The organism is Mammaliicoccus sp. P-M58, from assembly GCF_022386165.1.
GTDB classification, from domain to species: domain Bacteria; phylum Bacillota; class Bacilli; order Staphylococcales; family Staphylococcaceae; genus Mammaliicoccus; species Mammaliicoccus sciuri.
Genome location: NZ_JAJNJI010000006.1, coordinates 91158 through 104408 on the forward strand (window position 1 = coordinate 91158; position 13251 = coordinate 104408).

Genomic DNA, 13251 nt, shown 5'->3' on the forward strand with positions numbered 1-13251 from the left:
AGACTGTTAAGTTATATGAATATGCAAAGTCCCAACTAAAATAGGTGGGCTATTTTTCATCCGATATTAGTTCCAAAATAATCTAGTTTATTATTTTTTTTATGTTTGAGTATACAAAATATAATAAACACTATCTTGAATTAGATAGTGTTCATATTAATATTTAATTTTTATTGCTGGAGGTTTTTGATTTGATTTTCTTGAAGTTAGTGATATAAATCATTAATAAAAATACAACTATAAATATTGAAGCTGCAATAGAGATTAATAACAATGTATTAGAACCAAATTCTAAAGAATAATTAATTAAAAACAGTGCTCCGATTATTAGTATACATATGATAAATAAGAAAAGCATAAAGAATATAAAGAGTGATGCACCTATTTTCTTAGAATATATATTTAATACATTACTAAAATCTAGGTTTTTAATTGTACTCTCAGAATAAACATTCATTTCTAAATCATCTAGTTTTGAATTATCAATTATTATACGTTGATCATTAGATATTTTATCAAAAGTGCATATGTATTTACCATTATGTTGTTGCAATATATATAACGTTTGATTTTGTTTATTGTAATTTTTTATATAGTAGACTGATTTTCCTTTTAAATCCATAGTTGAGATAGCAAAGTAAGCCATTGATAACATAACTATAATAATGGAAATTAGGCTAATATAATAATACCTTTGAGTTTTATCTGCTAAAACTTTATCTAAGTCAATTTTATAATGATCAGAAAGTTCTATGGAAATTAAGAAAACAATCATTGATGTGAATATTAAATATATAAAAAAATTCAATAGCTTACCTATAGCAAAATAAAGATTTACTTCAGTGTATTTTAAAAATCGATCTCTAGAAGTTGTAATAATAATATACGTTATTCCTAAAATAAGAGAAGTTATAACTGGTATAGCATAAATTATAGACATAATTATTTTCACCTCAGAAATATTATACTATTTATGAGGTGTACTTGGATATAAAACCTGTATCTATTTATTACTTATGTTGTATAAGCATGGTCTAATTTTTGATCTATTAACATTATTTTAGCGTCAAAATTGTTTGAATAATACGTGTTTGTGTCTTTTAAATGTGTATGAATAATTATTCACTGAATAACTTAAAGAACATTTCAAATACTATATAATCATTCTTAAAAATAAATAAAGTTAACTCCATCACTGACTTGGATGAGTGTAGCATTAACTTTATACAGAATCGAGACCTTGTATAGTAAATTCTTCCTTTGTTTTAAGTAAATATGCCTTTGTGACAGTTTTTGAAGTATAATATTTTTGAAAGAAGGTTCATTCATGAATATATTTAAAAAGATTAAACTATTTTTTGTAAATGAAAAATCGTTTTTAGGTTTTATAGCTGTATCTTTAGTTTTAGTTATAATAGGTAGTATTGGTTATAATTTATATAAAAGTGGTGAAACTCTACTTGATGAAAGTGTAGTTTCATTAGCTGCATTTACTATGCTGATCTATACATCATATCTTCAAAATAAAGATTTGAAACTGACTAGAAAAGAATTAGAGATGACAAGAGAAGAACTCAAAGGAACAAAGGAAGTACAAGAAGAACAAAAGAATCAAATGATTCAAAGTAATGAAATGATGAAAGAAACAATTATACAATCTAGATATTTTGAATTGTTAAAGATTAAAGAAGAAACCTATTCGATCATTGATGTGGAGGATAAGAAAAGTAATTTAAATTTATATATAACAATATATAGACAAGCCTGTATAGAAGAAATAATTAATAATTTATCAAAGGAAACAAAGCTATATATAAGTGATAATTTGCAAAATGAGACTATCATGATTGTACCAAATATGAATAAGAAAATTGATAGTTTGAAAACTTTAACACCTTTTAAATTTAAGGAACAAATAAAGAAAGTTCCTGATAATGAATTTATATTTGAAGAAATGGAAAAAGTTTATTTAGAAAAAAAAGTGGCTAAAAAACCTACGCTTACTCGTAATCAAGAAAAACTTTTTAAAACTCATAAAACTATTAAAAATCTAATTTATTATTTAGATGATAATAATCGTCCAAAAGGGTTTTGGAATAAAAATAGAGATCAAATTTTAGCTACATTAAATAAATTTAGTGAGAATTCTAGACTGATTTCTGGAGCTAATCCCAAAGTGAAGGATGAATATACTTTATATGAGTTATATAAATCAACATTACTCGAAGAAGAAGAAGTTTTCTATAAATGTGTTGAAGATAAACTTGAATTCGATGAATTAATTGGATAGTAGTTGGTAAATTAGAGTGCACAAATTTTATGTTTTTTCTCAATTTATACATGTCAAGCACAATCAGTAATGAAATCAAAACATTGTCATATCAATGCTTGAAGCGTATTTGAAATATTTTAATTATCGTTATAATGAACTCCCGCCCTCTCCATTATATAGCCTATAACCCTTGTGGTTATGGGCTTTTTATTTTTGTTGCCATAGTATTGCCACAGTAACCCCCTCTCATCCGCAATGGTTGAGAGGGGGTTTTTGTCTTATTTTTATGTACTTGTGTTTAATTTTTTAAATTTACTTTTATAAAATGTTACCAATACTAATGATAACCAAGATAGAATAATCAGTATTTTAATAGACCAAATAATATGTGAATTATTAATATATAAGCTAGCCAATGAACTTACATTTGTAAATATTATAAGACCTCCAACTCCGATTGCAAGGACACTAACTGGTAAAGATTTTACTAACCAAGCAGATATAGGAGCAGCTACTACGCCACCTAAGCTTAAGGATAATACTAAAATCCAATTGATTGATGACCAATCTAAAAATATTAAAAAACCTATCGAAGAAGCAACAGTTACAAAAAATTCACTTGCTGAAACTGTACCAACAACGTACCTTGGTTCTATTTTTTTACTTGATAATAACATAGGCGTGTTTACGGGTCCCCAGCCACCACCTCCAATTGAATCAAGTAATCCAGCTACTGCAGCTTGTGGTACTAAAACAAAATTAGATATCTTTTTTACACCAGTAATTTTTGGTTCATCTGGTTTATTTTTAAATAGAAATTGGTAAATGATATAAATACCTAAAGATAATAAGAAAATTGAGATAAATGGTTTGATGAAATCACCATTAATATTACTTAAAAAGAATGCACCTATAAATGCAGCAATTGAACCAGGGATAGCAAGTTTCAAGACTGATGGCTTGTGGACATTTTTAAACTTTAAATGTGATGTTCCAGCTGCGGCAGTCGTAAGAATTTCGGCAAAATGGACTGTTGCTGATGCTATAGCAGGAGCAACTCCAAATGTAAGTAACACTGATGCAGATGAAGCCCCATATCCCATTCCAAGGGAACCATCTACTAATTCTGCTAAAAATCCAGCTAAAGCAAATATAATAATTTTATTCATGTAATAGCCTCCAGTTAATCATTAATTATATTAATCCTATCTGTTTACTAAGGATTAGTATAAATAGTATCTTTTATTTACATTTATGTCAATAATAAATATAGATATGTTAGATGTAGATATTTATAAACTATTTAAAGTATGATGAATTTACAGTTAAATTTACTATAGTAAAAAACCTCTCAACCGCAATGGTTGAGAGGGCTCTGGCCAAACAATTATATTTAACACAAATATTTCGATAAAAAGAATTATAAATTTTAATTTTCTACTATACATATTGTTCATTATGATTATCTATAACGAAACATATATTGCTACGAAATATATTCATGTTTTAACAATGCCATGATATATGCATCTTTGTATTTACCTTTTGTATAAAATTGTTCTTTAAGTAATCCTTCTATATTGAAACCTTGAGATTCGTATATATGAACTGCTTTTTCATTATCTGTATCAACATATAAATAGATCTTATGCATGTTTAATATATCAAATGCATAGCTTGTTGCTTTTTCAAAAGCAAATTTAGCATATCCTTTACCATTAAATTCTGGTTTAATAATTATTTGAATTTCACAATTACGATGAATATAATTAATTTCGACTAATTCTACTATTCCCACAACTTGATTCTCATCTTCTACGATAAAACGTCTTTCAGATTCGTCTAATAAATGCTTATCAAATAAATATTGAAGTTCTGTTAAAGATTCATAAGGCTCTTCAAACCAATAAGACATGATTGAATATTCATTGTTCAATTTATGGACAAATGGTAAATCACTAACTTCTAGTGCTCTAAGTTTCATATTAACACTCCTATATTTTTCTATTTCTAGTTTAACTAATGATTATAATCATTAGCAAATATATAGGGAATTTAATTTTTTGTGGATTCTCTTTATTTAAATGTACTCTATTAATGTAGCTATATCATTTTCAGTTGTTGACCAACTTGTAGCGAAGCGTACTATTTTATGGTTATGGTCATATTTTTCCCATTGTGAGAACTTAACATGTTGACTTAGCTCTTTGATTTTGTAAACCACTTTATAAACTTTCAATAATTAAAGATTAAAATGAATAGAAAACTTGTAAGTTATTTAATTACTGATGTATTTATACTGAGTAATCATATTAAAATTTAAAAATTAAATTTAGTACTTTCATTTTTGAGAAGATAGGTTATTATTATAGATAATATGAAACTATTAAAGAAATATGTAACGGGAAAGAATACTGCTTTTTAGTTCTTCAATATAAAAATATAATACATGGAGGAAAGCGGAATGGATGAAATGCAAAAAAGGGAATGGGAAGAATTCCAAAATTACAAGAAAAATAAAGGGAAAAATAAAAAGAGATGGTTATGGGGTTGTGGCGGTTTCTTAGGTATTTTCATTATTTTAGCAATAATTTTTGGAGCATGCTCAATGATGTTCAGTAATGTTGATTTTGAAAGTACTGGGAATAATACGAATACGACTTCTAAAAAGTCAGAAGTTGTAGATGAAAATAATAATGACTCTAATGATGATTTATCAGATAGTAACAACGATAATGAATCTAATTCATCAAACAATGACAATAATGATAATGAATCTGATTCATCAAGTAATGATAATAGTGATGACGGTGTGAGTAGAGAATTTAAAAATGCATTAAAAAGCGCACAAGATTATCAAGAAGTAATGCCTATGTCAAAAGCTGGTTTGTATGATCAACTAACTTCAAGTGCGGGTGATCAATATCCTGAAGATGCTGCTCAGTACGCTATTGATAATTTAGAGGCGGACTATAAAGAAAATGCATTAAAAAGTGCTGAAAGCTATCAAGAAATAATGCCTATGTCTGACAAAGAGTTATTTGATCAATTAACTTCTGATGCGGGTGATAAATATACACAAGAAGAAGCACAATATGCTATAGATAATATTGAAAATCATATATCAGATGAAGATTCAGATGATGAAGATACTGACGATGAATATGATATTGTCACACGTAGTAATGTAATGGACATAGTAGAAGACTATGAAGGAAGTACATTAGATACTGATACTTATACGTATAGAGAACCTGAAAAGAGAGATGACGGAAGTTGGGGATTCGCATTTTACACTAAAGATGGTGAACTAGCTGGTTCATATATAGTAGATGAAGATGGCATTGTCACTAAATATGATGAAGATGGTGTAGAAGAATAAATTGAATTTGTATGATTAATAAAAAAGTCCTAGCTAATTTGATTAGTTAGGACATTTTAAAAGCTATAACTGTATTTGAAAATGTAGTTGATTATGGTACCTAGATTACAGCTTAATGCAGCATTTATTTATAGACAATATTATGCTAATTTTATAAAATAAAAAAGTGAGCAAGTTAGATAGATGGTGGCTAATCTCTTATAAAGGGGTGATGCCTATGGTTATAGTTGTTACTCCTAGAAAGGAATAACATGTCTGACTATGAGATTTTAATGATAGTCTTTACTGTCATTGCTTTAGTCATGATTAAAGAAAACCATAAAAAATAACCATCACTAACTTTGGACGAGTTTAATGGTTATTTTAGCACTATTAAATCAGCCACCGTCTTTTTAACGGGCTCTCTTGGGTGATACACAATAAGTGTGTCACCCTTTTCTATATATAAATTAACATATTTCATTTATGTTGTCTATTTCAAATGATAGGTTGAAGGTGTAGGAGAATAAATAGAATATTTACGCTCAAAATTAAATATAAAAAATATATACTAATCAAGTGTAATTAGATTATAATCAAGTTAATGATATTTTACTTATATTAGGGGGAGAAATATGAAAAAGCTAATTGTTTTATTATTATCATCATTACTAGTATTAGGCGCATGTGGAGAGAAAAAAGAAGAATCAATATTCGATCCTGGACCAAAAGAAGATAAAGAAAAGAACGATTCGAAAGATAAAGAAACAACTAAGGAATCAGAACCTAAAACAGAAGAAGAGTCTACTGAGGAAAATACATCTAATGAACAAGAATCTTCAAACGAACAAGAGTTAACTAGCTCAATTGATTACAACAATATAACTGATAGAAATTCATTAGTTCAAATTTTGAATGGTAATTATACTGAAGAGCAGAAAATTATTGCTTACAATAGTGCAGTTTCAAATGGTGTTATCCCTCAAGGAAATGTACTCGAAGGGCCAGCACAAGCTGCATATGAAAGTTCGTTAAGAGTTGAAAGTGGACAAGAAAAATCTATTTATGATGAACAAGCTAATGAAGATGAAGAAGAAACTTACGATTATGAGAATAATGGTGTATACAGAACTGCTGAAGAACAAGCTGCACATGAAGAATGGGTTAATGGACAGGACGAATGGAATAATGCAACCGAAGCTCAAAAGGAAGAAATTATGAAACGAGACGCTGAAAAATATGGATATGAATATGATTCAGCTGATAATGAATAACAGGATTTCGCAAAAAACATAAAAAATAATCATTACTAATTTTGACCGAGTTTGAAATAAATTAATAGCTCATTATGAGGTAATCTATAGGAGGTGCTACTTTTGAAAAATAAAGCATATATTGAATTTTATATTGATTGGTATTGTATGTTTTATGACTTGTATGAATATGAAGTAAACTTCGGATCAGGCTTATATGGAGATTTTAGAAAAGAATTTCATCCATATTTTTGTATGATTCGAAATGATGGAGAGCATACTAGTTTTTTTGGAGTTAATAAAGAGAAGTCAGAAGAACGGGTAAAGAAAATAAAAAACAATACTAATCATTGTTTATATGAATTGTATCACATATTAAAAGGCAAAAAAATATATGATTTACTATTTGACCCAAAAGAACAATATATTGAATTCCAAAGTAACCAACCAAGTTATTGTAATAGCGTATTACATGATTTAGTAAAAGATTATTTCAATAGCGAACCTTATTATCCTTATTCTGAGATACTGAATGTGCCAGTAACAGATGCAGATCAGGAGATTATTGATGCGTATAGAAAAGTTTTTGCAGGGGTCGATGTAAAGACTTATCTTTCTATAGATGAACAAACGAATAAAACATTTGAATTACATATTACTTTAGATAAAGAAGACGAGAGTCGCCAGAAAATTGAAGCTTATGAAAAGAAAATAACATAATATTATAAGTGCTTCCTCAACTCTAGATACTATTGTAATTGAATAATAAAATGAATATTTACGTCTAACAAAAAGTCCTAGCTAACTTAATTAGCCAGGACTTTAATTATTTCTCCAATTTAAATATACTAATGGCTAAGCCGATTAAGACGGTGCCTATTGCATAATCGAGGATGGATTTAAATTTATGGTTATTAAATAATTGTCTTATGTAGTTAAATAGAAAGCTACAGATAAAGAACCACACAAATACTGTAATGATAAATAAAGAGGATAGAATGATTATTGTCATTGATCCGTCTTGTTTTGTAATAAATTGGGGTAATATACTCACATAAAATAGTATTGCTTTCGGATTAAAAATTGTACTTAAAAATCCTTGTTTATATGATGATGTCAGACTAATATTAGACTGAACTGTTGGTTCAGTTGTAATGTTAAAAGTCTTTTTAGCATTTAAAATGGTCTTTACACCTAAATAGGCAATATAAACAGAACCTAATATTTTGATAGCACTAAATACATAATATGATGTAGTTAATATGAAAATTAATCCAAATGCTGCTAAAGATGAATAAAAAACATGGGCACTTGATATACCCAAACCTGCCATAATGCCATTTTTAGCATTTCCTTTTAAAGTATTATTTAATACAATGAAGAAATCTGGTCCCGGAATAATAATAATCATTAATGTAATAACTACGAAACTTAACCAATTATCCATATATGCAACACCTCTTAGTTATGTTTTATTTTAAATAATATAACAAAGAAATATTAAAATAACTATACTATTTTATAATTAAGTGGTATTTTTCGCTGAATTTAAAGGATATCTTAGGAGAGTATTTATATGAATATTGGTGGATATAGAAGCGGTGCTATTGAAGAAGATTTATATTTGTACGTAAAACTTGTTATGATCATATGACTAGTTTTTTATATTAAATTTAAAAGGAGGTTTAACAAAGAACCTAAAGTTAATAAAATCCCTAAAGCAAATATAAATATATTGAAGAAACTTTTGCCTTCCCAGATAAATATGATAATGCTTATAAGTATTAGTGTAATGCCACATATTAAGTACATTGTGCCTCCGTCTGATTCAACAGAATGAATGTTTTTTGAATATCATTATTTTATCATAAACTGTTAAGATATTAATGTGAAATCCTTACTTTATTTTACATATCAATTCTTATCTAAAAATTAATACAAATATTCAAAGGGCAATGTGTTTCGGCATGTTGCCCTTATTTCATAAGTATATTACTATTATCCATAACTAATGTTATTTATTAATTGTAGAATTAATTAAAATACTAAAGGTGATTAAATGAAAGCATTCATTTTGTTGATGGCATTTATTTTTGAAGGTTTACTGATATTACTAGGAATAGGCTTTGATCTTTATACTGAACATATCGGGATTAGAGATGCATTTTATGATACATGGATTACGAGTCACTTTCCTACTAAAAGGAATGCGTTAGGTACGTTAACAGCAGTGGCATTTGCTTATCTTTCTTTAATGACAATGTTTATTATCGTCCATATTGTTTATAGAGAAAAGGGAGAAAAAATTAAAATAATGTCTGCTTTATTTATTTTAGGCACTATGGCTTATGCATTTTATATATTTATAAAAGGTATCAATTATCTAGTTGAATTTGTTTCAGTACATTTATAAATTAAGATAGGAGGCGTCATATGGGTAAAGAAAATAAAAAACATAAAGCTGACAAATTATCTTTTGGAGATTTTTTAGAAGGCTTCTTTTATATAGGAGATTTTATCAGAGCAATATTCGTGACAATTCCAAGAGCTATAGGCTGGATATTTAGAATCATATTTCGATTATTTGACTAAAAACATCGTAAAGGTGTTTTTTATTTTTTTGAGATTATAGCCATTGTATATTCCTTGTTAATACATATAATAACCTTGATATTTTAAGGTAAATTAATTAAATCGAGCGAAATTTCAAAATATTATTATAAAATCTTCGGAATTTGGTATAATAAGTAAAATGAATATTTAAGTAGGAGTAAGTGTTATGAAAAAGTTTATATTGTTATGTGTAAGTATTTTATTTTTAGCAACCATTGCAAGTGGTTGTAGTAGTGGAAGTACTGATAGTAGTGAAAAAGAAAAAGTAAAACAAGAGAATAAGGCATTAAAAAGTAAACAAAAAGAATTAGAAGAGACAAATAAAAAGCTGAAGGAAAAAGTAGAGAATTCCGAGAAACATTCAAATAATAATGAGAAATCTAGTCAAAATGATACTCAAGAAAAAACATACAAACCAGGTACGACAGACAGAATTCCAGTTGAGTTAGCGGGTACAGTTGATGGAGATACTGCGAAATTTATTTATAACGGCAGTCAACAATCATTTAGATTTTTACTAATTGACACACCTGAAACGAAACATCCAAGATTAGGTAAGCAACCATTTGGTCAAGAAGCATCAGATAGAACGAAAGAGTTGTTAACAAATGCAAATAAAATCGAAGTAGAGTTTGATGTAGGTGGACAAACAGATAAATATCAACGTTATTTAGCATACATATATGTCGATGGTAAAATGCTTAATGAAATATTGGTCAGAGAAGGATTAGCTAAAGTAGCATATGTATATCCACCTAATACAAGATACTTAGATCAATTAGAAAGTGCACAAGAAAAAGCCAAAGAAGAAAAATTAGGTATATGGAGTTTAGGAAGTGCATTTGAAGATAATCAAGCAAGTACACAACAACCTACAACTGAACAACCATCATCAAGTAATACGCAAAGTTCAAATGGAGCAGGAAGTGCTACAACACAAACACCAAATAATACTTCTCAAAATGCAGGGTCAGAATATTATCCAAACTGTACTGCACTTAGAAAAGTATATCCAAATGGCGTACCAAGCACACATCCAGCATACAATGCTAAACTAGATAGAGATAAAGATAACTTTGCATGTGAAGCAAATTAAATTTATTTTATGTATCTTAGTTAAAGGAGATCATTATGAATAATAACATTATATTTTTTATCTTAAGGTTATTAATCTATTTCTTAGCTATTTGGGGATGTACCACTTTAACTAATTATTTGGAATTAGGATATGTTTGGAGTTTAGTTGTACTATTAATCGTAATGATTTTAATTAGTATTGTTGTTGAAACGGTATCCATTAGAATTAGAAATAATAGATAATTAACCACACTAAAAAACCCCCTTATTTTCACGAAAAAAGGGGGTTTGGTGTTGACCATGATGGAAGCTACCATGTTTGTAATATATGGAAATATTATACAATAATGTTAAGTCCAATTCGAAAGCTTTCTTTTCAATTATAAATGTATATATACTGAAATTTAGTGTGTTATGTACCGTTATAAGTGATACAATAGGTTTTAAATTATTTAATGTGAGGTTTGAATGATGACAAATGTATATTTTTTAAGACATGGTGAAACGGATTGGAATTTGGAAGGTAGAACTCAGGGTAGAACAGATATTCCATTGAATCGTAATGGTGAATTACAAGCAAAGGAAAGTGGTGATGCTTTAAAAGATAAAGAAATTGATTTGATTATTACGAGTCCTTTAATAAGAGCTAAAAAAACTGCTGAAATTGTACAAGAACAATTGAATGTAGATTTGATTGAAAGTGAAGCGTTTATTGAATTATCTTTTGGTGACGCTGAAGGTATGACGCTTGCTGAAAAACTCGAACGTTTCCCAGATCGCATATATCCTAATAGTGAAGATGGGACTAGTATCGAGCGTAGATTTTTAACAGGATTGGCTGAAATACATGATAAATATCCAAATCAAAATGTAGTAGTCGTATCGCATGGCGCCTTTATCAATGCCATATTATATCATTATTCAAATGGAGAAACAGGGACAGGAAAAATTAAACTTACAAACGGTGGTATTACATCATTAAAAATATCAGACGATAAAGTAGAAATATTAGAATGTAACCAAGTGAACCACTTGTCTCAATATAAGAAAATTGGTGAGATATAAAGGGTGATTGTATGAAAATTAGAATGTTCGATTCAAAAGATGCTAAAGCAGTTAGTGAAATGATTATTCACACATTGAGAACAACCAATGTAAAAGACGAACCAGTTGAAGAAATAGAAAAAGTTGTGAGTAGCATGACACCTGAAGCAATAATTAAAAGAGCAAGTTTTACAAATTTTTATATATTTGAAGAAAATAATCAAATAATAGCAACTGGTGCAATAGGACCGTATTGGGATAGTCAAACTGAAAGTAGCTTGTTTACTATCTTCGTATCACCAGATCATCAAGGAAGAGGTATTGGTAAGCTCATAATAGAAACGCTTGAAAATGACTATTATTATAAACGCGCACAACGTATAGAAATTCCAGCCTCTGTTACAGCCGTAGAATTCTATAGAAAGTATGGTTATGATTTCAAGAATGGTATCAAATTTCAAGATGATGAAGGTATTTATAGAATGGAAAAATTTAAATAAATACATCTAAGCTTTAGTTATCTATATTTCTATATTCATAACTTAAACTTATCATTCTAAATACTAAATTTGTCATATTTATTATGATTCAATTATGATAGTTTGAATATAAAGGAAATATAGAAAGAAAGAGGATATTATGTTTGTTTTCATTTTAACGGAAGTGTTATTGCCGCTTCTTATTTTAATTTTTGTTGGTTTTTTATTACAGAGAAAGTTTGCATTTAATTTAAAACATTTTTCTACACTTATTACTTATTGTTTAATGCCTGTTGCAGTTTTTGCGAATATTTATGATATTACGATTCAAATGGATTTGCTGTTAAAGGTTTTTTACTATATTGTAGCTTATAGTTTAGTTATGATCTTAATTGGTAATTTATTTGCTAAAGTATTGAACCTTCAAAAAGGTGAAAGTGCTGCTTTAAAGAATAGTATCTCTTTGATGAATTCTGGGAACTATGGTTTGCCGGTCAGTCAATTAATCTTTAGTCAAAATCCTATTGGTGTTGCGGTACAAATCTTCGTGCTTATTTTCCAAAATCTACTTACTTATTCTTATGGCATGTATAATTTACTTTCCACTACTAAAAGTTTAAAAGATATTGTCATTTCTTTTTTGAAGTTACCTGTTTTTCATGCACTGATTTTAGGTATTATATTTCAAGTAGGGCATATTAAATTATCTCAAGTGTTTCTAATTCCTATCCACCAAATTTCAGATAGTTTTGCGCCAATTGCTTTAATTTTATTAGGTGCTCAATTAGCGCATATTAAATTGAAATTATTGCATAGAGCGATTATGGGATCGTTGATTGGTAGGTTGATAATTGGACCTCTTATTGCACTTAGTTTAATTTATTTATTCCATATTGATGGCGTTATTGCACAATCTTTATTTATAGCTAGTGCCTTTCCAACTTCAAGAAATACATCAACGATTGCTTTTGAATATGATGTGGAGCCAGAACTACATGCTCATATTGTATTATTCTCTACATTATTAAGCTCAATCACAGTTTCAATTGTTATTTATTTGTCATATATACTATTTACTTAAGTAAAAATCGTTTAAATTTATAATGTCCATGCTTACTATGATGTAAGCGCGGACATTTTTTATTTGTATAC

General features: G+C 28.2%; 15 protein-coding genes and 1 pseudogene. 11 read left to right on the plus strand and 5 right to left on the minus strand.

The annotated features are described in order from the left end of the window. Positions 1 to 163 precede the first annotated feature (163 nt). Entirely contained in the window at positions 164 to 940 is a 777-nt protein-coding gene (locus tag LQ694_RS08200) for a hypothetical protein (protein ID WP_218696796.1), read from the minus strand. A gap of 387 nt (positions 941 to 1327) precedes the next feature. Between LQ694_RS08200 and LQ694_RS08205 the strand changes: the two genes are divergently transcribed. After that, on the plus strand, positions 1328 to 2290 hold the full coding sequence (locus tag LQ694_RS08205) for a DUF202 domain-containing protein (RefSeq protein ID WP_218696795.1): 963 nt from the start codon (positions 1328 to 1330) through the stop codon (positions 2288 to 2290). Positions 2291 to 2556: 266 nt separating this feature from the next. On the opposite strand, the gene LQ694_RS08210 is transcribed toward LQ694_RS08205, so the two are convergent. The 3 genes and pseudogenes from LQ694_RS08210 to LQ694_RS08220 form a co-directional block, all read right to left on the minus strand. Then, positions 2557 to 3441 (minus strand): sulfite exporter TauE/SafE family protein, encoded by an 885-nt coding sequence (locus LQ694_RS08210; protein WP_239771985.1) that lies wholly within the window; start codon positions 3439 to 3441, stop codon positions 2557 to 2559. A 317-nt stretch (positions 3442 to 3758) separates the two neighbouring features. Beyond that, positions 3759 to 4256 carry a GNAT family N-acetyltransferase gene (locus LQ694_RS08215; protein ID WP_048539890.1) on the minus strand — a complete coding sequence of 166 codons (498 nt, stop codon included), beginning with the start codon at positions 4254 to 4256 and terminating at the stop codon, positions 3759 to 3761. A gap of 96 nt (positions 4257 to 4352) precedes the next feature. Further along, positions 4353 to 4487, minus strand: a pseudogene (locus tag LQ694_RS08220) (low specificity L-threonine aldolase); the annotation flags it as partial. A 249-nt stretch (positions 4488 to 4736) separates the two neighbouring features. On the opposite strand from LQ694_RS08220, the gene LQ694_RS08225 reads away from it, so the two are divergent. From LQ694_RS08225 to LQ694_RS08235, 3 genes are all read left to right on the plus strand, one after another. Continuing rightward, positions 4737 to 5654, plus strand: a complete 918-nt coding sequence (locus LQ694_RS08225; protein ID WP_239771987.1) for an Ltp family lipoprotein — start codon at positions 4737 to 4739, stop codon at positions 5652 to 5654. 614 nt (positions 5655 to 6268) lie between these two features. Continuing rightward, positions 6269 to 6907: a hypothetical protein gene (locus tag LQ694_RS08230; protein ID WP_218696793.1), complete on the plus strand. Its 639-nt coding sequence runs from the start codon at positions 6269 to 6271 to the stop codon at positions 6905 to 6907. Positions 6908 to 7009: 102 nt separating this feature from the next. After that, complete coding sequence (locus tag LQ694_RS08235; protein ID WP_196968117.1) at positions 7010 to 7606, plus strand: hypothetical protein; 597 nt, start codon at positions 7010 to 7012, stop codon at positions 7604 to 7606. A 106-nt stretch (positions 7607 to 7712) separates the two neighbouring features. On the opposite strand, the gene LQ694_RS08240 is transcribed toward LQ694_RS08235, so the two are convergent. Continuing rightward, positions 7713 to 8333 (minus strand): LysE family translocator, encoded by a 621-nt coding sequence (locus LQ694_RS08240; RefSeq protein ID WP_196968118.1) that lies wholly within the window; start codon positions 8331 to 8333, stop codon positions 7713 to 7715. Between the two features lie 612 nt (positions 8334 to 8945). Here LQ694_RS08240 and LQ694_RS08245 point away from each other — a divergent pair. The 7 genes from LQ694_RS08245 to LQ694_RS08275 all read left to right on the plus strand — a co-directional run bounded on the left by LQ694_RS08245 (position 8946) and on the right by LQ694_RS08275 (position 13180). Then, positions 8946 to 9299, plus strand: coding sequence for a hypothetical protein (locus LQ694_RS08245; RefSeq protein WP_058612138.1), 354 nt, complete (start codon positions 8946 to 8948; stop codon positions 9297 to 9299). A 20-nt stretch (positions 9300 to 9319) separates the two neighbouring features. After that, a complete protein-coding gene (locus LQ694_RS08250; protein ID WP_158006033.1) occupies positions 9320 to 9478 on the plus strand; it encodes a hypothetical protein in 159 nt (52 codons plus the stop codon). Positions 9479 to 9665: 187 nt separating this feature from the next. Then, positions 9666 to 10595, plus strand: coding sequence for a thermonuclease family protein (locus LQ694_RS08255; protein ID WP_196968119.1), 930 nt, complete (start codon positions 9666 to 9668; stop codon positions 10593 to 10595). Between the two features lie 35 nt (positions 10596 to 10630). After that, positions 10631 to 10819, plus strand: a complete 189-nt coding sequence (locus LQ694_RS08260; protein WP_070372998.1) for a hypothetical protein — start codon at positions 10631 to 10633, stop codon at positions 10817 to 10819. Between the two features lie 228 nt (positions 10820 to 11047). Next, a complete protein-coding gene (locus LQ694_RS08265) occupies positions 11048 to 11641 on the plus strand; it encodes a histidine phosphatase family protein (protein WP_096791124.1) in 594 nt (197 codons plus the stop codon). Between the two features lie 11 nt (positions 11642 to 11652). Further along, positions 11653 to 12120 carry a GNAT family N-acetyltransferase gene (locus tag LQ694_RS08270; protein WP_096791125.1) on the plus strand — a complete coding sequence of 156 codons (468 nt, stop codon included), beginning with the start codon at positions 11653 to 11655 and terminating at the stop codon, positions 12118 to 12120. Positions 12121 to 12259: 139 nt separating this feature from the next. Continuing rightward, positions 12260 to 13180, plus strand: a complete 921-nt coding sequence (locus LQ694_RS08275) for an AEC family transporter (protein WP_096791126.1) — start codon at positions 12260 to 12262, stop codon at positions 13178 to 13180. Positions 13181 to 13251: the final 71 nt, after the last annotated feature.